Annotated in this window: 23 protein-coding genes; 10 read left to right on the top strand and 13 right to left on the bottom strand. The window is 71.2% G+C overall.

Annotated elements, in window-relative coordinates; genetic code table 11:
- Positions 1–359: 359 nt before the first annotated feature.
- The gene (gene lpdA / locus N0B31_RS15595) at positions 360–1,784 is read right to left on the bottom strand and encodes a dihydrolipoyl dehydrogenase (protein ID WP_260592551.1); all 1,425 of its coding nucleotides are present in this window, start codon (positions 1,782–1,784) and stop codon (positions 360–362) included.
- Positions 1,785–1,877: 93 nt separating this feature from the next.
- Here lpdA and N0B31_RS15590 point away from each other — a divergent pair, with 93 nt between their 5' ends.
- Together N0B31_RS15590 and endA are read left to right on the top strand one after the other, a co-directional pair.
- Entirely contained in the window at positions 1,878–2,666 is a 789-nt protein-coding gene (locus tag N0B31_RS15590) for a topoisomerase DNA-binding C4 zinc finger domain-containing protein (RefSeq protein WP_260592550.1), read from the top strand.
- Positions 2,667–2,732: 66 nt separating this feature from the next.
- The gene (endA, locus tag N0B31_RS15585; RefSeq protein ID WP_260592549.1) at positions 2,733–3,731 is read left to right on the top strand and encodes a tRNA-intron lyase; all 999 of its coding nucleotides are present in this window, start codon (positions 2,733–2,735) and stop codon (positions 3,729–3,731) included.
- Here endA and N0B31_RS15580 read toward each other — a convergent pair.
- The 3 genes from N0B31_RS15580 to N0B31_RS15570 form a co-directional block, all read right to left on the bottom strand.
- Positions 3,728–4,423: a class I SAM-dependent methyltransferase gene (locus tag N0B31_RS15580; protein WP_260592548.1), complete on the bottom strand. Its 696-nt coding sequence runs from the start codon at positions 4,421–4,423 to the stop codon at positions 3,728–3,730. The two genes, endA and N0B31_RS15580, sit on opposite strands and share 4 nt — an antisense overlap.
- Positions 4,420–4,932, bottom strand: coding sequence for an NUDIX hydrolase (locus tag N0B31_RS15575; protein WP_260592547.1), 513 nt, complete (start codon positions 4,930–4,932; stop codon positions 4,420–4,422). Before N0B31_RS15575 ends, N0B31_RS15580 begins: the two co-directional genes overlap by 4 nt.
- Positions 4,933–5,087: 155 nt before the next feature.
- Positions 5,088–5,513, bottom strand: a complete 426-nt coding sequence (locus tag N0B31_RS15570; protein ID WP_260592546.1) for a hypothetical protein — start codon at positions 5,511–5,513, stop codon at positions 5,088–5,090.
- A 107-nt stretch (positions 5,514–5,620) separates the two neighbouring features.
- Between N0B31_RS15570 and N0B31_RS15565 the strand changes: the two genes are divergently transcribed.
- The gene (locus N0B31_RS15565) at positions 5,621–7,192 is read left to right on the top strand and encodes a tryptophan--tRNA ligase (RefSeq protein WP_260592545.1); all 1,572 of its coding nucleotides are present in this window, start codon (positions 5,621–5,623) and stop codon (positions 7,190–7,192) included.
- 10 nt (positions 7,193–7,202) lie between these two features.
- On the opposite strand, the gene N0B31_RS15560 is transcribed toward N0B31_RS15565, so the two are convergent.
- Positions 7,203–7,781, bottom strand: coding sequence for an NUDIX domain-containing protein (locus N0B31_RS15560; RefSeq protein ID WP_260592544.1), 579 nt, complete (start codon positions 7,779–7,781; stop codon positions 7,203–7,205).
- Positions 7,782–7,930: 149 nt separating this feature from the next.
- On the opposite strand from N0B31_RS15560, the gene N0B31_RS15555 reads away from it, so the two are divergent.
- On the top strand, positions 7,931–8,653 hold the full coding sequence (locus N0B31_RS15555) for an SWIM zinc finger family protein (RefSeq protein ID WP_260592543.1): 723 nt from the start codon (positions 7,931–7,933) through the stop codon (positions 8,651–8,653).
- Positions 8,654–8,668: 15 nt separating this feature from the next.
- Here N0B31_RS15555 and N0B31_RS15550 read toward each other — a convergent pair whose 3' ends face one another.
- The 3 genes from N0B31_RS15550 to hjc are packed head-to-tail and all read right to left on the bottom strand — an operon-like array spanning position 8,669 to position 10,559.
- On the bottom strand, positions 8,669–9,397 hold the full coding sequence (locus N0B31_RS15550) for a DUF8127 domain-containing protein (RefSeq protein ID WP_260592542.1): 729 nt from the start codon (positions 9,395–9,397) through the stop codon (positions 8,669–8,671).
- Positions 9,394–10,038: a DUF8127 domain-containing protein gene (locus tag N0B31_RS15545; protein ID WP_260592541.1), complete on the bottom strand. Its 645-nt coding sequence runs from the start codon at positions 10,036–10,038 to the stop codon at positions 9,394–9,396. The genes N0B31_RS15550 and N0B31_RS15545 overlap by 4 nt, the downstream gene beginning before the upstream one ends.
- Positions 10,035–10,559, bottom strand: a complete 525-nt coding sequence (hjc, locus tag N0B31_RS15540; protein ID WP_260592540.1) for a Holliday junction resolvase Hjc — start codon at positions 10,557–10,559, stop codon at positions 10,035–10,037. Before hjc ends, N0B31_RS15545 begins: the two co-directional genes overlap by 4 nt.
- Positions 10,560–10,663: 104 nt before the next feature.
- Here hjc and N0B31_RS15535 point away from each other — a divergent pair, with 104 nt between their 5' ends.
- Positions 10,664–11,863 carry an MFS transporter gene (locus N0B31_RS15535; RefSeq protein ID WP_260592539.1) on the top strand — a complete coding sequence of 400 codons (1,200 nt, stop codon included), beginning with the start codon at positions 10,664–10,666 and terminating at the stop codon, positions 11,861–11,863.
- 15 nt (positions 11,864–11,878) lie between these two features.
- Here the strand turns inward: N0B31_RS15535 and N0B31_RS15530 are convergent, their stop codons facing one another.
- The gene (locus N0B31_RS15530; protein ID WP_260592538.1) at positions 11,879–12,703 is read right to left on the bottom strand and encodes a helix-turn-helix transcriptional regulator; all 825 of its coding nucleotides are present in this window, start codon (positions 12,701–12,703) and stop codon (positions 11,879–11,881) included.
- A 153-nt stretch (positions 12,704–12,856) separates the two neighbouring features.
- Here N0B31_RS15530 and N0B31_RS15525 point away from each other — a divergent pair, with 153 nt between their 5' ends.
- The 4 genes from N0B31_RS15525 to ligA are packed head-to-tail and all read left to right on the top strand — an operon-like array spanning position 12,857 to position 18,558.
- The gene (locus N0B31_RS15525) at positions 12,857–13,315 is read left to right on the top strand and encodes an ester cyclase (protein ID WP_260592537.1); all 459 of its coding nucleotides are present in this window, start codon (positions 12,857–12,859) and stop codon (positions 13,313–13,315) included.
- A 6-nt stretch (positions 13,316–13,321) separates the two neighbouring features.
- Complete coding sequence (locus N0B31_RS15520) at positions 13,322–15,034, top strand: acetate--CoA ligase (protein WP_260592536.1); 1,713 nt, start codon at positions 13,322–13,324, stop codon at positions 15,032–15,034.
- Positions 15,034–16,386, top strand: coding sequence for an NAD(P)/FAD-dependent oxidoreductase (locus N0B31_RS15515; protein ID WP_260592535.1), 1,353 nt, complete (start codon positions 15,034–15,036; stop codon positions 16,384–16,386). The genes N0B31_RS15520 and N0B31_RS15515 overlap by 1 nt, the downstream gene beginning before the upstream one ends.
- 54 nt (positions 16,387–16,440) lie before the next feature.
- A complete protein-coding gene (gene ligA, locus N0B31_RS15510) occupies positions 16,441–18,558 on the top strand; it encodes an NAD-dependent DNA ligase LigA (protein WP_260592534.1) in 2,118 nt (705 codons plus the stop codon).
- Positions 18,559–18,715: 157 nt separating this feature from the next.
- On the opposite strand, the gene N0B31_RS15505 is transcribed toward ligA, so the two are convergent.
- A complete protein-coding gene (locus N0B31_RS15505) occupies positions 18,716–18,874 on the bottom strand; it encodes a DUF6757 family protein (protein WP_260592533.1) in 159 nt (52 codons plus the stop codon).
- Between the two features lie 109 nt (positions 18,875–18,983).
- Positions 18,984–19,769 carry a PHP domain-containing protein gene (locus tag N0B31_RS15500; RefSeq protein WP_260592532.1) on the bottom strand — a complete coding sequence of 262 codons (786 nt, stop codon included), beginning with the start codon at positions 19,767–19,769 and terminating at the stop codon, positions 18,984–18,986.
- Positions 19,770–19,969: 200 nt separating this feature from the next.
- On the opposite strand from N0B31_RS15500, the gene N0B31_RS15495 reads away from it, so the two are divergent.
- Positions 19,970–20,257 (top strand): DUF5789 family protein, encoded by a 288-nt coding sequence (locus tag N0B31_RS15495; protein ID WP_260592531.1) that lies wholly within the window; start codon positions 19,970–19,972, stop codon positions 20,255–20,257.
- Between the two features lie 104 nt (positions 20,258–20,361).
- Here N0B31_RS15495 and N0B31_RS15490 read toward each other — a convergent pair whose 3' ends face one another.
- Together N0B31_RS15490 and N0B31_RS15485 are read right to left on the bottom strand one after the other, a co-directional pair.
- Positions 20,362–21,864 carry a glutamate-cysteine ligase family protein gene (locus N0B31_RS15490; protein WP_260592530.1) on the bottom strand — a complete coding sequence of 501 codons (1,503 nt, stop codon included), beginning with the start codon at positions 21,862–21,864 and terminating at the stop codon, positions 20,362–20,364.
- A 296-nt stretch (positions 21,865–22,160) separates the two neighbouring features.
- Entirely contained in the window at positions 22,161–23,180 is a 1,020-nt protein-coding gene (locus N0B31_RS15485) for a phosphotransferase family protein (protein ID WP_260592529.1), read from the bottom strand.
- Between the last annotated feature and the right edge of the window lie 262 nt (positions 23,181–23,442).

The raw sequence follows: 23,442 nt of genomic DNA, 5'->3' as shown, positions 1-23,442 counted from the left end.
AGCACACTCGCTTCGCTCGTGGCTCGCGCAGGCCACGTGGTTCGGTTGGACGAACCGACGGCCGTCACGGATTCACGGGGGTCCGTGGATGTGAGAGGACCCACCGCTGTTCGTCGCTCGACTGGTCGGATCGAGTGGAAGCGCGCGCTCGCCCTTCGCGCGAGGCTGCGAGCGAAGCGAGCGGGCCGAGCGCCCGTCCGCGAGCGCGCGGGGAGGGTTGGGGACCCTGCGGTGCGGGGGCGGTTCAGATGTACCGCGCTAGCACTCACGCTCGGCTCGGCAGAGCCCGCCATCTCGCGTGAAACCACAGAACACGTGCACAGCGGCCGAGACGAGAGAAGACGGGGAATCGGCTCGGTCTATCGGTTCAGCGTGTGAATCGCCTCGCCCCGAGCGTTCGCGGCCGACTCCATCACCGCCTCCCCGAGCGTCGGGTGGGTGTGGATGGTCGAGACCACGTCCGCCAGTTGCGCGCCCATCTCGATGGCGAGGGTGAACTCCGCGACGAGTTCGGAGGCCTCCGGCCCGACGATCTGGGCGCCGAGGACGAACTCCGAGTCGGCGTCGGCGACGACGCGGACGAACCCCTCGTGCTCGGCGAGCGTCAGGGCACGGCCCGACGCGCGCATCGGGAACTTCCCGACCAGCGGGTCGAAGCCGGCGTCCTCGGCCTCGGCCTGGGTCATCCCGACCGTGGCGACCTCGGGGTCCGTGAACACGGCGGCGGGGATGGCCTGATAGTCGAGGGCCGAGGGCTCACCGGCACAGACCTCGGCGGCGACCTCGCCCTCCTTCATGGCCTTGTGCGCGAGCATCGGTTCGCCGGCGACGTCGCCGACGGCGAAGATGTGCTCGACGTTCGTGCGGGCGCGGTCGTCGGTCGGGACGAACCCCTTCTCGTCCGTCTCGACGCCCGCGGCTTCGAGGTCGAGCGTGTCGGAGACGGGCGAGCGGCCGACGGCGACGAGCACCTTCTCGGCGTCGTACTCGCTGGTCTCGCCGTCCTCGGTCTCGGTGGTGACGCGGGCGATGTCACCGACTGGCTCCCAGTCGCTGGCGCCCTCGCTGAAGTGGAACTCGATGCCGATGTCCTCGGCGCGCTTGCGGACCGCACGGGCCACGTCCGCCTCGTAGCCCGGCAGCACGTCGTCCAGCATCTCCACGACGGTCACGTCCGTCCCGAGTTTGGCGAAGACGGTGGAGAGTTCCATCCCGATGTAGCCCGCGCCGACGACGAGCAGCGAGTCGGGGAGCGACTCGAGCGCGAGCGCGCCCGTCGAGGAGAGGATGGTCTCCTCGTCGAACTCGAAGTTCGGGATCTGCATCGGGCGTGACCCGGTGCTGACGATACACCGCTCGAACTCGATGGACTCGCTGCCCTGGCCCTCGCCACCGTGGGCGACGCGGACCTTGTTCGGGCCGTCGAACTCGGCGGTGCCCTCCACGAGGTTGACGCCGTTGGCCTTGCAGAGTTTCTCGACGCCACCCGTGAGCTGGTCGACCACGTCGCCCTTCCACGACTGGAGGCCCATCATGTCGACGGCGGGGTCGGCGTGGATACCCATCTCCTCGGCGTGACCCGCGGTGTACGCGAGGTCCGCGGCGGTGATGAGTGCCTTCGAGGGGATACAGCCGACGTTCAGACAGGTCCCACCGTAGGCGTCCTTCTCGACGAGCGTGGTGTCGAGCCCCAGTTGTGAGGCTCGGATGGCGGCGGTGTAGCCGCCCGGCCCGGCACCGACGACGAGGACGTCGGTCCCGGTGGAGATGTCTCCGACTACCATAGGTGGGGCTGAGCCGCGGAGGTGAAAAAGGGGCAGGAATTGCGAGTCGGCGCGCACGAACGTTCAAGTCCGATGCCGGGACCACCCCGTCGCGTGAGCGACCCATCCCACACCCGCGTCCTCGCGGGTGACTGTACGACCACGTTCGTCGACGCGAGCGACGAGACCCGCCAGCGCGGCCGGAGTGTCGTCGTCGTGAAGCCCGATCGCACCGTCCTCGTCCACGACGAAGATGGCTACCAGCCCGCGGCGTGGCTCACCCGCCCCGACGCCCTCCACGTCGCCGAGGACCCCACCGTCCTCACCGCCACGGACGGAAAGCAGTACGTCCGGGTGACCGTCCACGACGCGGCGGTCGACCGCGAGGTGCCCGTCTCGCCCGTCGGTGTCCCGGTGGGGACCTGTCCGGGCGTCGAGAGTCCGGGCGACGGCACCGACGACTGCGACGCGGGTGGCGAGTGTGACGGCGTCCTCGTCCGAGCCCGCGGCGCGGTCCACTGCACCGACTGCGACCGGCGCCACGGGCTGCCGGCGGGCGCGTCCGTGGACGACTCGACCTGCGCGTGTGGACTGCCACGGTGTCGGGTGAACCGCGGCCGCGAGTTCGAGGTCTGCCTCGACCGGACCTGTGAGTCGCTCGCCGACGCGGTCCGCGAGGCGTTCGACCGGGCGTGGGACTGCCCGGGGTGTGGCGGCGACCTCCGCGTCGTCGAGAAGGGCGGCATCCTCGTCGGCTGTGACGCCTACCCCGAGTGCGACACGACCTACTCGTTCCCGACCGGACTGGCCGTCGGGACCTGTGCGTGTGGCCTCCCCACCTTCGAGACGGGGCGCGGCGAGCGGTGTCTGGACGGCCGGTGTGAGGCGGAGGTGCCGGCCTGAGACGGAGTCTCACACACCCGTCGCGGTACCGTAGCGGCTATGTCGGCCGAACCGCGACACCGCGGTATGCACGGCCGGACGAGCGGCGAGACGGTCCGCCTCGAGGGGAACGCCCGCGAGCGGTTCTACGACTCGCGTGGCTACGGCGTCCCGGACGGGGCGGCGCTCGAGCTCGCGCCCGTCGAGGCCGCACACCTGCTCTGGCGCGAGGACATCGAGGGGGTAGACGGCCAGGACCTGCAGGCGTACCTCGCCAGCGAACCCGGCCTCGCCGTCCGGTTCCTCGTCTACAAGGACCTGCGTGACCGCGGGTTCTACCTCGCCCCGGCCGAGCGGTGGTTCGACGACCCGCCCGCCGGCATCGACTTCGCCGTCTTCCCCCGCGGGGAGGGGCCGTGGGGCGACGCGGTCGAGTACCGGGTCCGCGTGGTCGGCGAACGCGACGACGTGCCCGTCTCGGCGCTCGGGGACGCCACGCTGGCCGTCGTCGACGAGGAGAGCGAGATCACGTACCTCGGGACCGACCACGAGGAGGTGACCGGCACCAGTACGGCCGCTCTCCCGACCGGTGTCCCGGCGACCTTGCTGGGCGACCGCGTCGCCGTCCCGGACGCCCCCGACGAACTGTACGAGCGGGCGTTCTACGGCCAGCCGCTGGACCGCAACGACGGCGGCGACCTCCAGCTCTCGCTCGTGGAGGCCGCCCACCTCGCCGGCGACGTGCTCGCGCTCGACCGCTCGGCCGTCCTCGAGAAGGGCCACGAGGTCGAGGGCGAGCGGTTCGACCGCCGCCTGCGGGTCTATCGGGCGCTCCGTGAACGCGGTGTGGTCCCCAAGACCGGCTTCAAGTTCGGCGCGGACTTCCGGACCTACGCCGACGTCGAGAGCGTCGACGACCTCGGCCACTCCGAACTGCTCGTGCGGGTGCTCCCCGTCGACCACGTGTTCGCACCGCGCGACCTCGCGCTCGACGTGCGCCTCGCCCACGGCGTCCGCAAGACGATGGTGTACGCCGTCGCCGGTGACGAGGTCGAGTGGGTCGCCGTGAAGCGACTCACCCCCTAGCGCGGCTTCGGGACCCGCACCAGCGGGAAGTGGTGCCACGCCCACTCGATGTCGGGGCGCTCGACGGTCTCGAAGGCCGACTCGGGGGCGACGCCGAGGACCGACTCGATTCGCTCGGCCGAGCACACGCTGTCGCCGTCGAGGACCGCCGCCCACCGCTCGGTGTACGAGTCGGGGTCGAACACGAGCGGCCGTTCGGCGTGCGCGTGCGGGTCGTCGGCCGCGACCTGCAGGAACTCGCGGGCCGCGGGGGTGGTGTAGTTACACACCAGCGACCCACCGGGCGCGACGGCGTCGAAGAGCGCCGCGAGCGCCCGGTCCACGTCGCGGACGTACGGGAGCGTGAAGTAGCAGAACACCACGTCGAACTGGCGGCCCGGGTCGAAGTCGGGGAGTCGCCCGACCTCGAACCCGAGGTTCGGCAGGTCGGTGCGGGACTCGTTCCGCTCGACCACGGGCGCGGCCGCGTCGTAGCCGACCACGTCGACGGCCGGGTGCGCCCCCGCGACGGGGACCGTCGCCGCGCCGGCGCCACAGCCGACGTCCGCGACCGACTCGGCACCCGTCTCGGCGACGAAGGCCGAGAGCACGTCGTCGGCGTGGTGGCTCCCCGGACTGGCCCGTTCGGTGGCCGCCTCGTCGGCGTCGGCCCAGTAGTCGTCCCAGTCGATGGTGGCGTCGTAGCCGGTCACGCCTCCCCCCCGAGGAACCGCGCTGTGTCCCGCCTCGAGTGCCCGTCCCCGACTTCGTCGTCGGGGTACGGGTGGGTGTCGAACCACCCGAGTTCACAGTCGTTGTCGGCACAGAGTCCGTCGGGGACCTCGTCGCTCGGTGCGCTGGCCGCGAACACGACGTGGTGGGTCGTCTCGACCACCTCGCCGTCGACGGTGTGGTCGACGCGACGCACCAGTCGCACGCCGTCCAGTGCCACGTCGATACCGGCCGACGCCCGGAGGTGCTCGCGGGCGGCCTCGGCCCAGTCCTCGTCCGGGTCGACCACCGCGTTCGGCAACAGTGCGTGCTCGATGTCCGGATTGGCGACCAGCAGCACCCGCCCCTCCGGTGTGGTCACCCCGACGATGGCCCGGCCCTCCGTCCCCGCCTCGCAGTGGTCCGGGTCGTCGTGGTCGAACGTCGCCTCGGCCGTCGTCACCGCGCCGTCGGCGTACAGTCGTTCGGGGTCGATTCTGTCCGTCGCCATAGATTCGTCTCCTGTCATGTCGGTGTAGCCGTCGCTGTTCGTCGCACGGGTCGTCCTCGGTCGTCCGGCCACAGGGCGCCTCTCCGGCCGGATTCGGGCGTAGCTACCGCTAGTAGAAAAATCTTGTCGTCTATAGAGAATTTACTCCTTACTTACTATTTCGGACGGCTCGTATTTGTATCTTTCCCCGGCCAGCGAGCATCGATGCTTCGGGCGAGGAGGAGCACCGACTCGGAGATGGCGACGAGGACGACGTTCAGGACGACGCCGGGCCGGTACACCGACGCGTGCATCGGGAAGTCCGCGGGGGTGGCAGCGGCGAAGACGGCGGTTGCAGCGACGTAGCCGCCGAGACCGAACACCACGGCTCCCTCGGCGCGGGCGAGACGCCCGGACGACGGACGGAATTTGGCGACCACGTCGTACCCGAGAGCGACGCCGCCGAGAGCCGTGAGCAGGAGGCCCGCCCACGCGAGGAAGATGACCACCTCGCTCCCCGTGTAGGTGAGCGCCAGTCCGGCGAGGACGGCGCCGGCGGCGGCGAGTCCGACATCGTCGCGGGCGTCCCGCTGGCGAATCATACGAGACTGATCGGGCGGGGCGGTAAGTGTCTTGCCGGCGTGACCGTGCGGAGCGACCCACACGCACCCGAACGGTTTAACCGCGAACCGGCGGAACCTCCGGACGAATGAGCGAGGAACCCACCTCGGAGTCGAGGAGCGACCCTTCGCCGGGCGTCACGGAGGTACGCGCGGATGGAGGAGCAGCCGGAGCCGACGACGTCGCGCTCGACCCGTGGGGCTCCTCCACCGTCGAGGACTACCGGAAACTGTTCGAGCAGTTCGGCATCGAGGAGTTCGACGAGGTGTTGAGCGAGGTCGCGGACCCGCACTACCTGATGCGTCGCGGCGTCATCTTCGGCCACCGTGACTACCGGCCCGTCGCCGAGGCGATGCGGGAGGGCGAGGACGCCGCCGTCCTCTCCGGGTTCATGCCGACCGGCGACCCGCACATCGGCCACAAGATGGTGTTCGACGAGATCATCTGGCACCAGCAGCACGGCGCGGACGCCTACGGCCTCATCGCCGACCTCGAGGCCCACGCCGCCCGTGGCCTCTCGTGGGACGAGATCGACGAGCACACCGAGAGCTACCTCCTCTCGCTGCTCGCGCTCGGGTTCGACCCCGAGGACGGCGAGGTGTACCGCCAGTCCACCAACCGCGACGTGCAGGACCTCGGATTCGAACTCGGGACGAAGGCGAACTTCTCGGAGTTGCAGGCCATCTACGACTTCGACGGCGAGACGAACGTCTCGTACATGCAGTCGGTCGTCACCCAGATGGCGGACATCCTCTACCCCCAGCTGGAGGAGCCGCGGCCGACGGTCATCCCGGTCGGGCCGGACCAGGACCCGCACATGCGGCTGGCGCGCGACCTCGCGGCGCGGATGCGCTTCTTCAAGGTGACCGAGGCGTACGCGAGTTTCGAGGCCGACCCGGCCGAGCGCGAACTCGTCGCCGAGGCGTATCAGGCGCTCGGCGGGGCCGACGCCGACGTGCGGTGTGAGGACGCCGCCGCGTGGCTCTCGGAGCACGCCGAACCGGAGGGGACGCCCGTCGCCACCACCGTCGAGAAACTGGAGAACGCCGGGAAGGAGCCGGTCCGCCCGCGGGTCCGATTCCTCGACCGGAACGCGACCGACGAGGCGTTCGAGGCGCTCGTCGAGGCCATCGACGGCGAGAAACGCGTCTTCGAGGGCCACGTCGACTCGTTCGACCTCTCCGCCGAGGCGGCGGAGGACCTCGCCCGCGAGGTGGAGGTCGACAACGGCGGCTACGGCTTCTACCCCCCGTCGTCAATCTACCACCGCTTCATGACCGGCCTGACGGGCGGGAAGATGTCCTCCTCGGTGCCCGCGAGCCACATCTCGCTGCTCGACGACCCCGAGGACGGCTACGACAAGGTGAAGTCCGCGACGACGGGCGGGCGCGAGACGGCCGAACTCCAGCGCGAACTCGGCGGCGAGGCCGACGAGTGTCCGGTGTACGAACTGTACGCCTACCTGCTCGCGCAGGACGACGACGAGTACACCAAGCGGGTCTACGAGGAGTGCGTCGGCGGCGAGCGGCTCTGTGGCGGCTGCAAGGAGGAGGCCGCCGAACTGATGCGCGAGTTCCTCGCGGACCACCAGGAGAAACGGGAGGAGGCGAAAGAGGTTCTCGACGGACTGGACGTGGAACTGGACTCGCCGCGGACGTAGCGCCGGGAGGTCAGTCCGCCCCCGGTACCGCACTTCTCGCCGCTTCTGTCCACCACTCGAACGAGCGACAGCGGTCGGGTTCCACGGCCAGCTCGCGGAACCGTCGGTCGCTCGCAGCCAGCTCGGCGGGCGTGAAGAACCGGGCGTCGCCGGCGTCCGAGTCGGCCCGGAGGGGTCCATCGGTCTTCGAGCGTTCGACGGCGAAGCAACAGACGAGGGCGTGGGTCCCCGCGACGACCTGCCGGGAGACGGCGTCGAACAGGACGAGGTCGGTCGGGTCGACGGTCAGGTTCGTCTCCTCTGCGAGTTCGCGGGCGGCCGTCTCGGCGGGCTGTTCGCCCACCTTCGGTTGTCCGCCGGGGACCATCCACTCGCTCGCGTCGGTGTAGGGCGGGTCCTCGACCCGGTAGGCGTCGAGTATCTCGACGAGGAGCGCGGCGTCGTCGTCCACCACGACCACCCGGCAGTTCGGGACGGGGTTGTGGAACACGTACTCCTCACAGGTGGAACAGCGCTTGACCGTGGGTGGGTCGACCGCCTCGAGGGCCGTCCCGCAGGCCGGACAGTGCTCGGGCGCGCCGTGAGCCATACGCGGGGGTAGTCAGACTGCCGGCTTAAATCGTGGCCGCGGGGGACACCGAGCGGCCCCCCGATTCCGGCGGCGTGGGACCGGCCGGGAAGCCTATACCCGCTCGAAACCTACGTTTCACGTGGAACCATCCGGTTCCCGAACCGACCATGACGCACCTCGAGAACACAGCCGCGTCACCCGACCCGACCACCTCCACCGGAAGCGATGGGGGTCCGACAGCGAGTGACGCACGACACGGGAGACCGCACGACGCGACGGCGAAGCGGGCGCTCGCCCCCGACCTACGCGGGGCCGACGAGCGGACGATCCGGGCGTGGACCGAACCGATGGCCGTGACGCCCCTCGGCGGCGGCGAGTACGCCGTCGAGAGCGCTTCCGGGACGGGCCACGTCGTCGACCTGCCCGCCGGTCGCTGTAGCTGCCCCGACCACCGTATCCGCGGCGAACGGTGCAAGCACCTCCGCCGGGTCGCCATCGAGGTGAACCGGCACGAGCTCCCGCCGCCGGGGCGCCTCGCCGGCACCTGCCGGGTCTGTGGCGAGACGCGCTACCTGCCGGAGGTCGGCCCGGCCCTCTGTGACGCCTGTCGACCCGAACCGGGCGCGCTCGTCACGGACCGCGAGACGGGCGACCTGCTCGCCGTCGTCCGCGTCACCGGGGACCGGGCGGACGAGACGACAATCGAGGCCGCCGGGACGACGGTGGCGGACTACCACAACAACGCGGGGTACCCCCGCGACGACCCCGTGGTGGAGGCGGTCTACCCGTTCTCGAAGGGGGTGGGCCACCCGCTCTCGGACCTCCGACGGTACCAGTTCCCCCTCTCGCGGCTCGAAGCACGCGGGGAGCGCCTCGTGGACGCCCGCTGAGTACGCCCACTCGGCTCAGACGCGCGTGTAGGCCACCGCACCCGCGAACGTCAGCACCAGCCCGAGCGCCAGCATCAGTACCTTCTCCGTCGCCCGCGGGTCCGGGCGGGTCTCCTGCCCGACGGTGACGACGGCGACGTACCCCTCGGGCGTGTCCAGCAGCGTCGGCGTCACGGGCCGCTTGGTCGCCAACTGCGTGTCGCCGCCCGCGCTGGCCGACTCGTAGAGCGACCGGACCCGGTCGGGCGCCTCGCTCGGCGACACCGCGAGCGCCGAGACGAGCGTCTCCCCGTCGACGCGGTCGCTGTCGAGCCGGATGGTCCGGCCGTCGACAGTCAGGTCCACCCGGTAGAACCGTCCCTGCCCGCTCTCGCGGACGAACCGGACCGGTTCGAGCGTGTCCACGAGCCGGCGCGTGCCGGCCTCGGCCGTGGTCCGCTCGTACGTCTCGTTCTCCGCGCTGACGACCGCCTCGGCCACGTCGCCGTAGACGTAGGTCGCCTCGGGCAGGTCGACGAGCACGCCGACGGAGCGACCGTCCGGGTCGACGGGGACCGCCTCGTAGGTGTAGACGGTGTCGGCGTCCGGGCCGTCGCCGAAGGCGGGTGGGGCGGCCAGCGCCAGTCCGAGGACGAGGACCGCGACGGCGAGGACACGCTTCGTACGGGCCGAGAGCAGCGAGTCGCCCTCGGCCTCCTCGAGGGCCTCCGGCGTGACCGGCAGGTCCGAGTCGTCCCCACTCACGCGCGCTCACCTCGAAGTCCGAGGAGGCCGCCGAGCAGGAGCGCGACACCGAGCGCGAGCGAGGCCACCTTCGGCACCGCGAGCGGGTCGCTCGCCCGTTCGCTCCCGGTCCGGACGACGATCGTGGGGTCCCCGCTCCCTCCGACCAGCGTCGTGTTCACCCGTCGCGGGGAGGTGACGGAGGCGTCCTCAAGCGCCCGGCGGACCGGGCGAGGTGCCTCGTCGGGCGCCACCGCGAACGCGTCGACGACGGCCGCGGTGTCGGCGCGGGCCGCGTCCAGGACGAACCGGCCCTCATCGGTTCGAGCGTCGACACTGTAGTACCGGTCCGCGAAGTCGTCGGCGACGAAGCGGTAGCGCGTGAGGTTCCGCACCGCGGGGGCGACGGCCTCGGCGTCGCGTTCGACGGTGCCGTTCGCGGCCGCCTCGCGGGTCAGGCGGAGCGGGGCACCGGTGCCGTAGGCGACGCCCGGGAGGTCGTAGAGGGTCTCGACGGTCTCGCCGTTCGAGCGGTCGACCGGCCGAGGTTCGTACGTGTAGACCGTCTGCGGTCCGAGTCCGCCGGCCGCGAGCGGAGCGGACAGGAGGACGAGGCCCACGCCGAGCGCGAGGAGGGCGCGGGCGGGGACGGACCGGGTCACTCCAGCATCAGGGCCGCCTCGTCGACGGTCAGATCGCCCGACGCCACCGCGTGGAGTATCTCGGTCGTGTCGCGCGACTCCGCCTCACGTGCAGCGGCGAGTTCGTCCAGCGTCACCTTCTTCGACCCGCCGGTGAGCTCCTCCATGTCGACGCCGTCGGCGAGTGCCGTCTCCTTCTTCACGCGGTAGTTCCCGCCGTCGGTGACGTGGAGGTCGGCGGGGTGGAAGAAGTACCAGTCCTCGCGGTCGAACCGCACCGCGACCCGCGGCTTGGCGCCGAAGTTGCGGGCGAAGTAGACGAGCGCCTCGACCTCCTCGCCGTCGAGGTAGATGGGGCGGCCCGACGACGACTTGGCCTCGATGGCGTAGAAGACCTCGCCGTCACCCGCCAGCACGTCCGGCAACTCGCGTTCGGTGGCACTGCCGGAGGCGGGCGCGCGCATCACCGCGAAGCCGCGCTCGTCGAGGGCGTTGACGAGTTCGCGCTCGCGGCGGTCACCCTTCGCGTTCGAGTTGGCCATACCGACGTGTGAGGCGCCGGCCCGTATAAGTCGGCGGGAGTCGCGGTGGAAGTAGTCGTGTACGGAGGGGTGCGCTCTTGTGCGGGGGTGTCCTAGCTCGGGTGATGACCGTCCGCCGGGAACGGGCGCTGCTCGCCGGGGTGGTGTTCGTCGTCCTGTTCGCGCAGGTGCTGCTCTACCCCGGCGTCCCGCAGCTGGTGGCGGCGCTCGGCCAGCCGAGCGACATCGGCGCGGGCACCCCCTTCCTCGCGGCGGAGTTCGCCGGCGTCGTGCTCTTCGCCGCCGTCTGGGGGGCGCTCTCGGACTCGACCGGCCGACGGACTCCGTTCATCGCCGCCGGGGCGCTCGGGGGCGCCGTCGCCTACCTCGTCCTCGTCGCCCTCCTTCCCGTCGACCCGCCGTTCCTCGCCGTCCTCGCGGTCCGGTTCCTGCAGGGCGCGGCCACGGGCGGGGCGTTCTCGCTCGCCGTCACCATGTTGCTCGACCTCCCCGGCGGGCGCGGGCGCAACACCGGCGCCGCCGGCATCGCCATCGGCCTCGGGACGGCGATGGGCGCGCCGGTCGGCGGGCGGCTCTACGACGTGGACGTGCGTGCCCCGCTGCTCGTGACCGCCCTGCTGTTCGCCGTCGCCGCCCTCCTCGTGTTGCGGGTGCCCGACCGTGCCCCGAGTGGCGCTCGCCCCTCCGTCCTCGAGACGTTCGCCAGCGTCCGGCGACGGCCCGGCCTGCTCGTCCCCTACGCGTTCGGCCTCGTCGACCGGACCACGGCGGGGTTCTTCGCGCTCGTCGGCACGTTCTTCTTCCAGACCGAGTTCGGCCTCGACCCCGGACAGACCGGCCTGCTGCTGGGGGCGTTCTTCGCCCCGTTCGCGCTCCTCCAGTACCCGTTCGGCGTCCTCTCGGACCGGGTGGGTCGGACGCTGCCCATCGCCGCTGGGTCGCTGTTCTTCGGCCTCGCGGTCGTGGGCGTCGGGCTCTCACCGAACGCCACCGTCGCCGCCGTCGTGATGGTCCTCGTGGGGGCCGGCGGGGCGCTCTGTGCGCCGGCGACGCTGGCGCTCGTCGGTGACCTCGCCGGCGTCGACGACCGGGGGACCGCCGTCGGCGGGTTCAACATCGTGGGCTCGCTCGGCTTCCTGCTCGGCATCGTCGCCGGCGGCGTGCTCGCCGAGGAGTTCGGCTACGTCGCCGCCTTCCTCGTCGTCGGCGGGGCGGAGATGCTGCTGGCGGTGGCGCTGTTGCCGGCGTTGCTCGGTCTCGAACCGGACGAGGGGCGGGCGGCGTTCGGGAGCGGGGAGGGGTGAGCGCAGCAGTCCGGGTCACGCGAACGTCTCGGCCGGGACCCGTTCGGCCGCGTCCCGGTACCGTTCGATGAGGTCGGTCGCCCAGCCGTACACGTCGTCGTCGTCGGACTCGAGGAACCCGCCCGTCGGCCCCTTGTCGGGGTCCGTGTTCGGGATCAGGACCGTCCGGTCGAACAGGAACAGGTTGCACGGGATGTGGCCGTCGTAGCGGTAGACGACGGTCCCGAACGCGACGGACTCGTGCCACCGACGGCGGCGTTCGGGGTCCCCGGCGAGGTGCTCGACCAGGCCGCCGGCGAAGACGAACTCGCTCTCCAGCCCGCCGTCCCGGATGCGCTCGTGCATCACCACGGCGAAACTGTGCATCGGTGGGGCGAGATACGTGAGCGTTCGGAACCGCGTCGCCGATTCGATGCGGTCGACGAGTTCGCGGGCGAACGACAGCGGCTCGTTGGCCACCGGACGGTGGACCGTCGCGTCGCGGAACGCTGCCAGCCCGACGGCGTCGACCGACGGCGGGAGCCACTGGACGGCCTCACCCAGCGACCGGACCGTCTCCAGCGCCTCCACCGTCGGCAGGAACGCCCGGACGACGTGCTCGCCCGTCGTCGTCGCGACGTACCGACCGTCCGTCTCCCGCTCGACCCAGCCCCGGTCGGTGAGTTCGTTGAGGATGCGACCGAGGGTGGTCCGCGAGACGCCCGTCGACTCCATGAGACGGCGACGGGACACCGGGCCGTCGGTGAGCGCCCGCAGCAGCCGGACCCGGTTGGCCGACCGCGAGAGGTACGCCACGTCCTCGAGTGCCGGTTCGCACAAGGGGTGACGCTCGGCGCACATGTCCGAAACACGCGTGTCACGTGGTATCAATGTTCGCACCGTGGGTGTACGCTCACACCGTGGGACCGTCCCCACCGAGTAATGGGATGGGGCTGGCGGCCCACCTCCGTGACGCGCGGTCGGCCGGAGCCCGGGCGACCGTGTGGAGAGAGCATGTCAGACCAGACTACGGGACACGACGCGACGCAACGCGACCACGCGGCCGTGGTACGACGATACGTCGAGGAGGGGTACAACGAGAAGGACCCCGCGGTGCTTCGCGAGACGATGACCGATGACGTGGTGGCCCACGGACTGCTGGGTGTCGACGGCCCGGTGGAGGGACTGGACGCCTACGCGGAGTACGCGGGCGAACTGCTGGGCGCGTTCCCGGACGTCCGAGGGGAGCTCCACGAGACGTTCGTCTCGGGCGACCGGGTGGCCGCCCGGTGGACCCTCGCCGGCACCCACGAGGGCCCGATGTTCGGCGTCGAGCCGACCGGCGAGTCGATAGCGGTGGAGGGTGTCGCGCTGTTCCGGATCGCGGACGGGAAGATCACGGAGAAGCGCTACCGACAGGACGACCTCGGCCTGTTCGAACAACTCGGCCTCGTCGAGGACCCGACCGGGTGACCGCTGATGGCGACCGAACAGCCGAGGCCGAGGGCCGACGTCGACCCACGCATCGAGACCTACCGCTTCCACGAGCGGGAGTGGGAGGGGTACGAGGAGCTGTACGAGGCGTTCGAGTGGGAGGTACCGGAGCGGTTCGACGCGGCGACCTACTGCTGTGACCGGTGGGCCGAGGCCGACCCGGACCGGGGCGCCATCGTGGCACTGGCGGCGGACGGCGAATCGACGCGGACCTACACCTACGGCGACCTGCAGACGCTGTCGAATCGGCTGGCCAACTACCTCGCGGGCGAAGGGATCGGTCCGGGCGATCGTGTCGCGGTCAGCGGCGCCCAGAAGGCCGAGTTCGTCGCCGCGCACCTCGCGGCCTGGAAACTGGGAGCGGTGACGGTCCCGCTGAGCCTGCTGTTCGGCCCGGAGGGGCTGGGCTACCGGTTGCGCGACAGCGGGACCCGCGCGTTCGTCGCCGACCGAGCGGCCCTCGAGGCGCTCCGCGAGGTCCGGGACGACGGGGCGGCACCCGACCTGGAGACGGTCCTCACGGTCGACGGGCGCTCGCGGGGCGACGAGACGGGCTTTCACTACGCCATCGCGGGCGAGTCCCGACGGTTCGAGTCGCGAGCAGTAGGCGCCGACGACCCGGCAGCCCTGCTCTACACGAGCGGAACCACCGGCCCGCCGAAAGGGACGCTCCACGCCCACCGGTTCCTGCTGGGGGCGCTCGTCGTCTACCTGACGGTGGGGTGGAACATGGAGCCGTCGACCGACCAGCCGATGTACTCGCCGGTGGAGTGGTCGTGGGTCGCGACGATGTACGTCGGCCTGCTGTCGAGTCTCTACCACGGCGGGGCCATCGTGGCCGACGCGAATCCGGATTTCGACCCCGAGCGGACCCTCGACGTCGTCGAGCGGTTCGACGTGGGGAGCGTCGCGGGGCCGACCACAGTCTACCGGATGCTGATGGGCGTCGACGACGTCGACCGGTGGGACCTCTCGTCGCTCTCGGTGGCCGTCCAGGGTGGCGAGGCGCTGGACCAGGACGTGGTCGAGTGGCTCGAGGCGGTCGCAGGTGACGTGGCGGTCCACGAGGCCTACGGCCAGACGGAGCTGGGCGTGTTCGTCGGTGACTGCGAGGCGCTCGGCATCGGCCACCAGCCCGGACGGATGGGGAGGGCACTCCCCGGCTCCGAGGTCGCCGTCGTCGACCCCGAGCGGCCCGAACGGGTCGACGACGGCGAGGTCGGCGAACTGGCCGTCCGGTACGAGGAGAACCCGATGGCGTTCCTCGAGTACTGGAACGAGCCCGAGAAGACGGCAGCCGTGCGCGACGACGGCTGGCACCGGACGAGCGACCTCGGACGCCGCCACTCCGACGGCTCGTTCGAGTTCCACAGCCGCAAGGACGACGTCATCGTCACCTCGGGCTACCGCGTCGGACCGGACGAGGTCGAGGAGACCCTGACGGGACACCCGGCCGTCGCAGTGGCGGGCGTCATCGGCGTCCCTCACGCCGAGCGGGGCGAGGTCGCCAAGGCGTTCGTCGTCCCGAGCGAGGGCCACACGCCCGACGAGGTGCTGCGCGAGGAGCTACAGGACCACGTCAAGCACCGACTGGCGAAGTACGAGTACCCGCGTGAACTCGAGTTCGTCGAGGCACTGCCGCGGACGACGACCGGGAAGGTTCGCCGGCAGGGGCTCAGGGAGCGCGAGGGCGTCTGATGACGCTCTCGACCGTCCCGCGCTACGACGGCGACCGACTCTCGCGTGGTGACGGCCACGCGGTCGTCCTCGGCGGGAGCGTCGCCGGGCTCTGTACCGCACGCGTCCTCGCCGACGAGTACGGGACGGTCACCGTCCTCGAGCGTGACCCGTTGCCCGACGCCCCCGTCCCACGTGACGGGGTCCCGCAGGCCGCGCAACCACACGCCCTGCTGGAGGCCGGGCGGTCGACGATCGAGGACCTGTTCCCGAGCTACGGTGAGAGCCTCGTCGCTGCCGGTGGACTCGTCATCGACGCCGCGAGCGACTTCCGGCTCTACGACGAGGGGGGCTTCCTCGCCGACGGACCGAGGCGGATGCCGATGTACTCGGCCAGCAGACCACTGTTCGAGCACGTCCTCCGCGAGTGCGTGGCCAGCCTCGACGGGGTCGAACTCCGGGGAGAGTGCCACTCGACCGGCTATCGCTTCGACGAGTCGGCAGGCCGGGTTACCGGCGCCGTCGTCAGGAACGAGACGGGTGACCGGGAGACGGTGTCGGCCGACCTCGTGGTGGACGCGACCGGGCGAGCGAGTCGGACGCCGGCGTGGCTGGCCGAGCACGGCTACGAGCGTCCACCCGTCGACGAGGTCCACGTCGGCCTCGAGTACAGCACCATCGTCGTGGAGCGACCACCCGACGAGCGAGACGCCATCTGGGGACCGGCGTCCCCACCGAACACCCGAGGGGCAGGGGCGGCGCCCGTCGAGGGGGGTCGCTGGCAGGTGGTGTTGCACGGGGTCCACGGGACGAGTCCACCGTCCGACCCGGACGAGTTCGAAGCGTTCGCCGCGGGCCTCCCGTTCCCCGACGTGGAGCGACTGCTCGCCGACCATCCCAGACGCGACGACGAGGTCGTCCGGTACCCGTTCCCCTCGAACCGGCGACACCGCTACGAGTCGCTCGACCGGGTGCCCGAGGGACTGGTCGTCGTCGGCGACGCCGTCGCCAGCTACAACCCGATATACGGACAGGGGATCTCGGTGGCCACGCTCGGGGCGCTCGTCCTCCACCACGCGCTGGCAGACGGGGGGCGAGCGTCGCTCGGTGAGCGGTTCTTCGACCGGGTCTCGCCAGTGACCGACGTCGCGTGGACGATGGCCGTCGGCGCCGACTTCCAGTTCCCCCAGACGACCGGCCCGAAACCACGGGGTGCCGACCTCCTCGCCCGGTACCTCTCCCGGCTGACCCGGCGGGCACACACCGACGGGGCGCTCAGTGACGCACTCTTCCGGGTCATCATGATGGAGCGAGAACCCGCCTCGCTCCTGCGGCCTGGCGTGGTGTGGCGCGTCCTCCGCCCGCGGCCGTGAGCCCCGGCCGGTGCCGGTCGGAGCCTTTTCGTCGGCCGCGCTCCCCCCTCCGGTATGAGCGATTCGTCGGACGCCGAGGAGCCCGAGTCGGCGGCCGAACCCGGCGTCGACAACCCCTACGTCTGGAGCCCGCCGACCGAGTTCGAGCCGGTCGAGGCGCTCGACCGCGAGACGGCCGAGCGACAGGTCGAGCAGTTGCGCGAGGCCGTCCGCTACCACGACCGCCGCTACTACGAGGAGGCCGACCCGGTCGTCGACGACCGGACCTACGACGCGCTGTTCTCGCGCCTGCAGGACCTCGAGGGAGCGTTCGACCTCGTCACGGACGACTCGCCGACCCAGCGGGTGAGCGGCGAACCGCTGGACGAACTCGAGACGGTCGAGCACGTCGCGCCGATGCGGTCGGTCGACTCCTCGGGCGACGCCGAGGCCGTCCGGGAGTTCGACGAGCGGGTCCGTCGGAACCTCGAGGCGAGCGACTGGGACGGTGAGCTGCGTTACGTCTGCGAGCCGAAGTTCGACGGCGTCAGCGTCGAGGTCGTCTACGAGGACGGCGTCTACGAGCGGGCCGCGACCCGCGGAGACGGGCGCGAGGGGGACGACATCACACGGAACGTCCGGACCGTGCGCTCGATCCCGCGGCGACTGGACGACGACCCGCCGGGGTTCCTCGCGCTCCGCGGGGAGCTGTTCATGCCGCGGGACGCGTTCCAGGCGTACAACCGCGAACTCGTCGAGCGCGGCGAGGAGCCGTTCGCCAACCCCCGGAACGCCACCGCGGGGACGGTGCGACAGCTCGACCCGAGCGTGGTCTCCGAGCGACCGCTCGACTGCTTCTTCTTCGACGTCCTCGCGGCCGACCCGGACCCGGTCGAGACGCACTGGGAGCGCCACGAGACCCTGCCCGAGTGGGGGCTGCAGGTCAACGACCGGGTCGAGCGCGTCGACGACATCGAGGCGGCCATCGAGTACCGCGACCGCCTCGTCGAGGAGCGGGACGACCTGAACTACGAGATCGACGGCGTGGTCGTGAAGGTCGACGACTACGCCGCCTGCGAGGCGCTCGGGAGCACGTCGCGGGCGCCACGCTGGGCGTTCGCGTACAAGTTCCCGCCACGGAGCGAGGAGACCACCGTCCGCGAGATCGCGGTGCAGGTGGGCCGGACCGGCCGGCTCACGCCCGTCGCGCTGCTGGACCCGGTCGAGGTCGGCGGCGTGACGGTCTCGCGGGCGAGCCTCCACAATCCCGAGCAGATAGCACAACTCGACGTGAACATCGGGGACCGCGTGAAGGTGGAGCGGGCGGGCGACGTCATCCCGTACGTCGAGGCGGTCGTCGAGAAGGGCGACCGCGAGGGGCACTTCGAGTTCCCCGACCACTGTCCGGCCTGTGAGTCGGCCGTCGAGCGGGACGGGCCGCTCGCGTTCTGTACCGGCGGGGTGGCCTGTCCCGCCCAGTTACAGCGTGCGGTCGAGCACTACGCCTCGCGCTCGGGCCTCGACATCGAGGGGCTGGGCGAGAAGAACGTCCAGCAGCTCATCGACGCCGGCCTCGTCGACGGCATCCCGTCGCTGTACGACCTGACCGTCGAGGAGCTGGCCGAACTGGCGGGCTGGGGCGAGACGAGCGCCGAGAACCTCGTGGGCGAGCTGGAGGCTGCGACGGAGCCCGAACTCGCTGACTTCCTGACGGCGCTCGGGGTGCCGGAGGTCGGCCCCACGACGGCTCGCACCCTCGCTCGCTCGTTCGGGACGCTCGACGCGCTGATGGACGCCGACACCGACCGTCTGCGGGAGGTCGAGGATGTAGGCGAGGTGGTCGCCGAGGAGATACACGAGTTCTTCCGGAGCGAGCGGAACCGCGAGGTGGTGGCGGCCCTGCGCGAGCGCGGGGTGGAACCGCAGGAGGCCGAGACCGTCGCCGGCGACGAACTCGCGGGGCTGACGTTCGTGTTCACCGGGTCGCTGGAGGGGCTGACCCGGACCGAGGCGCAGGAACTGGTCGAGCGACACGGCGCGAACGCCACGAGCAGCGTCTCGGGCAACACCGACTACCTCGTCGCCGGCCCGGGCGCCGGGTCGAAGGTCGACGACGCCGAAGCCGAGGGGGTGCCGGTCCTCGACCAGACCGAGTTCGAGGCGTTGCTGGCCGAGCGGGGCGTCACGGTCTGAGGCGGGAGACGGTGAACCCTGTCGGCGAGACTCACGACCCGCGTTAGCACGGCGTGTCCACCGGAAACGGAGGGGCTGCGTAGGGGGCGGGGGACGACGGGGAGGTGACGGCGTCGCTCCGGGAGTGAGCACGTCGAGCGCGGAGGGCGGGACGGACCTATCGGTCCACGTCGAGTTCGTCCTGGAGTTCGTCGAGCCACCCGGACTCGCGGAGTTCCTCGATGCGCTCGCGGAAGTGGTCCTCGCAGAGACCGACCTTGATGTGGTCCTTCTCGACTGCGACGGCGGCTTCCCGGTCGCAGTAGTGACACTGCATACCTGCCCTACGAGGGGGGTCGTTGTGAACCCTGTGGGTCGCGGCGATTCTGTACGGACCCGAACGTCTACGGCCTGAACCCGAACGCCGACGGTCTGCCTCCGAACGCCTACGCCGAGAGGTCGACGGCGTTCCGGAAGCGACGGTAGTCGTCGGCGTCCAGCCCCGCGAGGCCGAGGACGTCGTCGTGGGCGTCCGACCCGCCCGTCCGCACGAGGTCGTACCGCTCGACGTAGCGGTCGAGGAGCGCCTCGTCCACCTCCCGGCCGTAGGGGTAGAACCGCTCGACGGCGTCGAGGTCCGCACACAACTCGAGCGCGGCCTCGGGGTCGTCGTACCGGAACGGGTGGGCCAGTCCGACGAGGCCGCACGAGCCGGCGAGGAGTTCGACGCCCGTCTCGAAGTCGGGCACCTCGCGGGGGACGTAACAGGGGCCGTCGTTCCCGATGAGCTCCTCGAAGGCGCCGCCGTAGTCGAGGTCGGCGTCGCTCGCGTCGATGGCACGGGCGATGTGGGGCCGGCCGACTCCCTCGGTGAACTCGACGTCGAGGGACACGTCGAGACGGGCCTCCACGCACCCGGTGATCTCGCGGGCGCGCTCGATGCGGTTCCGCTGGAGGCGCTCGACCGCCTCGGCCAGCGAGCCGGTCGGCTGGGCGCCGTAGCCGAGCAGGTCCACCCGGAACGGGCCGGCGTCGACCCGGAGTTCGATGCCGTGGAGGAGGGTGATCCCGTCGACGTGCGTCACCGGCGTGTGCAGGGCCGGATTGAGTCGGTCGTGGTCCGTGATGGCGACGACGTCGACGCCGGCGCGCGCTGCCGCCGTCGGCACCTCGTCGAGTTCCATCGACCCGTCGGAGTTCGTCGTGTGGACGTGGAGGTCCGCGACAACCATACGGTCACTCGGCAGGGGCGAGCCAAACCGTTTCCGACAGGCGTCGTCGGGGTGTCGCCGAGGGGTCGTCTGGAGGGCGTCGGCGCGTCGGCCGTCGGGTGGCCGTGGAGACCGTGTCAACTAGCCACACTAGAACGCTCTAGAGCCTCGGAGGACAATTGCCCATAACGTTCATGAAGGATTGCCGAGTGTGTGGACGTATGCAGTTCATGGCCGACGTGGGCGAGAAGCTCGACGCACACTCGTACCCGGCGACGACGACGGAGCTCATCGAGGCGTACGGTGAGATGGAGTTCGACACCGACGACACCGAGTCGCTCGGCGAGGTGCTGGGCCGGCTGGGCGAGGAGACCTACCAGGACAGCGAGGGGGCTCGGCTCGCCGCGCTCTCGGCCGTCGGCGAGGGTGCCATCGGTCGCAAGGGTTACTCGGACCGCGACGCCCCGACCGTCGGCGAGAACAGCGAGGCAGACCTCCTCTCCTTCTGAATCCGGGCGAGGGCGACAGGGGTCGACAGTAGGCCCCCCGCCGAACCTCGGACGAGCGGCGCGGTGAGTGGTGCGACGGGTGGCGCGCCGAGCGACGCCGCCTCCTACACCCAGTCGGTGAAACAGCCCTCGACGAGCGTCTCGGCTTGGCGGTCGATGTACGCCGACTGCATCTCCCAGACCGCCTCGGTGAACGGCACCCCACGCTCGACGCTGTCGGCGACCCGCTCGTACTTCCAGCGGGCGGGAGTCCGGTCGGCCTCGACGCGCTTCTCGAGCGGGTCGAGGTAGTAGTCACACTCGCGCTCGTCGAGGCCACGCAACTCGAGGCCGTCGCGTGCGTGCTCGAACAGTTCCTCGTAGATGGTCGCGGCGTCGGTGGTCCGCTCGCCGTCGCGCGTGAGCCACTCCATCTCGGCCTGTAGCCCGTCGGCGGCGGCGGCGTAGAAGTTCGCCTCCGCGGTCTCCCACTCGAGGTCGTAGGCCGGGTGTTCGCGGCGGGGGAGCGACTCCATCAGCCCCGCGAGGAAGGCGAGGAAGGCAACCGAATCGCGGACAGTGGGTTGCCCGGGGAGCGGCCGGAACTCGATGCGGGCGTTCGCGGCCTGTCTCGTGGGGCCGTCGAACACCGGGCGGACCCAGCGCCAGTAGGTGCCGTGGGTGTGTCTGAAGTGCGCGAACCGGTCGTGGAACTGCTCGCCGCGCTCCTGCAGCATCGGGACGACGGTCCGGTCGGCGGCGATGCGGTCGACGGCCTCGTCGAGGCTCGCGAGGTCCTCGGGGAAGCACACCTTCGGGTCGTCCACGGGGTTGAGGACGGACTCGAACACGCCGATGCGGTTCTCCATCGGACAGTCGGCGAGGATCTCCTCGGGGTCGGCCTCGTAGAGGTCCGGCGGGAAGAACGGGGAGTTCACCGCGAGGGCGACGAGTGGGCCAGCGACGCGGAGCGCGTACCGGAAGTGGGTGGGCAGGTCCTCGGCGCTGGGCACCTGGTAGTGGGGCTGGATGGAGGTGATGAGGCTCTCGGGCATCACCGTCTCCGCGTCGAGCGAGACGTGCGGCGCCGAGAGCGCCATGTCCGCGCCGAACTCCGTGTTCGCCATCGCGTGGTAGCGCACCGAGTCGGACATGTTCGTCGCGAGGCGCACGCCGTCCTCCTCGACGCTGGAGGTGAGGTACGAGGTGGCCGTCTCGCCGACGGGCGGGACCGTCCACATCCCGTCGCTGACGAGCGTCATCCCCTCGGTGTGTACCTCGCCGAGCGCGGCGTCGAGTTTCGCCTGCACCTCGGCCTGCGTCGCGCGCAGCCCGTACGTGGAGAGCGGCTGCGGCGTGGTCTGCATCTCGGCGTTGTGCAGCCCGAGCTCCTTCTCGAAGCCGATGAACTCGAGCAGCCGGCGGGGCACCCGCTCGAGCGCGTCGGTCTCCGCGTTCGCGGCGTAGAACTCGTACTCCAGCCCGACGATGGCCTGCGGGTTGTCGAACGTGCCCGCGTGGAGCTCCGCCTTCAGTTCCTCCACCTCGTCCGCGACGCGGGCGTCGAACTCCTCGCGGTCGACGGAGAGTGCCGCACGGACCTGCGCCGCCAGTTCGGAAGCCGACATACTGTGCTCTACGCTCGCGTTCGTCGGGACCGGGTTTGAATCCCACCCCTTGTGCGCGTGGCCGACCCGCGGCCGTCGCTCGGGGGGGCGCGTGCCACGCGAAGGGGGGAGTGGAGGGCGGGTGGAGGGCGGGGGAGTGGGCCGAAGGCCCGGAGGGCGGGGAGCGAACCGGGGGGACGCCGGCCGCGTCGGGCAGGGGTGGGGGTGGACGCGGCCACGCGTCGGCCGGACGCGTGCCGTCGAACGGGGACGGCGACCGGAACTGGGGGCGGGAGCCCCATCAACGCAGCGGACGCTCAAACGGTCGTTTCACCCTCCGGCTCCCGGTCGGCCGGCGAGCCGAGGGCGGCTCGGAGGTGCCGGCGGTGGAACGCCACCGCCGCCTCGCCCTCGCGTTCGGGGTAGCCCGGCCGCGTCACCTCGCCACGGGAGTCGTACGCCGAGCGGACGACCGCGGCGAGACGGTAGGCACGGGAGACGCCGGGGACGGGTCGGTGTTCGGCGTAACCGTCGCGGAAGGCCTCGCGCACGCGGTCGGCGGTGGCGGCGTCGGGGGCGTCGGGGGCGTACCAGTCGGCGACGAGGTACTCGGCCTTCGCCAGCGAGAGCGCCGGGTCCGCCGCGAGCGGTGCGCCCCAGTCGAGGAGGGCGGCCACCTCGCCCGTCCGCTCGTCCAGTATCGCGTTGCCGGGGCGGAGGTCCCACGGGAAGAGGGTCGCAGGTGGGTGTTCGGGCAGGCGCTCGAGGTCGACTGCCGCCCGGACCTCGGGCACGAGGTCGGCCAGTTCCGGACCGAGACCGGCGAGGCCGGCCTGCAGGTATTCGGCGAACCACGCCTGCCAGTCGCTCGTGGTGGCGGCGGACGCCTCGCGTACCCGGAGGCCGGCGCCGGTGGCGACCACCTCGCCGTAGCGCTCGAACGGGAACGCCGCGTGGAGTTCGCCCAGCGAGCGACCGAGCGTGCGGGCGACGGCGTCCCGGTCGGGTGGAGCGAGTTCGGTGAACGCGGTGTGGAGGTCGACGCCGTCGACGCGCTCGCCGACGACGTACGAGTGTCGGGCGCCGGTCTCGGGGTGGATGGTCTCGCCCGCGGCGAGGATGTCCGCGACCGGGACGTCGGTGCGGGCGTCGACGGCCCGCCAGAGCGCCGTCTCGGTTGCCAGCTCGTCGCCCGTGGCGTGCTGGACGACCACCTCGCGGCCGTCCGCGAGCGTCGCGAAGACGGTCCGCTTGGAGTTGCCCGTGGGAGCCAGTTCGGTCGCGCGGACGTCGCTCGCGAGCGCCTCGGCGAGGACGGAGCGAACGACCGGGTCCATAACCCCATGGAGTGTCACGGAGGGATAAGTCCGTCTCTGTGGCCAAACTCGACGTGAAACGGAGGGGTTCGGTCACCGAGTGAGGTACATGAGTGGACAGGTGTCGTGGGTGTGGGCGTTGATAAGCGGGCGGCGAGGAGGAGGTGATTCGACTGCGTTGGGGGCGCTGGAGGGGAAACGAGGGGAGTAGTGCGGTGCGGTCGCGGTACGGTCCAGCACGCCCACCCGCCGAGCGAGCGCAGCGGGCGAGACGCAGTTTTCC

Origin of the sequence: Salinirubellus salinus, assembly GCF_025231485.1 — an archaeon.
Classification (GTDB): Archaea; Halobacteriota; Halobacteria; order Halobacteriales; family Haloarculaceae; genus Salinirubellus; species Salinirubellus salinus.
Note: the sequence above shows the minus strand (reverse complement) of the source record. Positions and strands in the feature narration are given on the sequence as shown.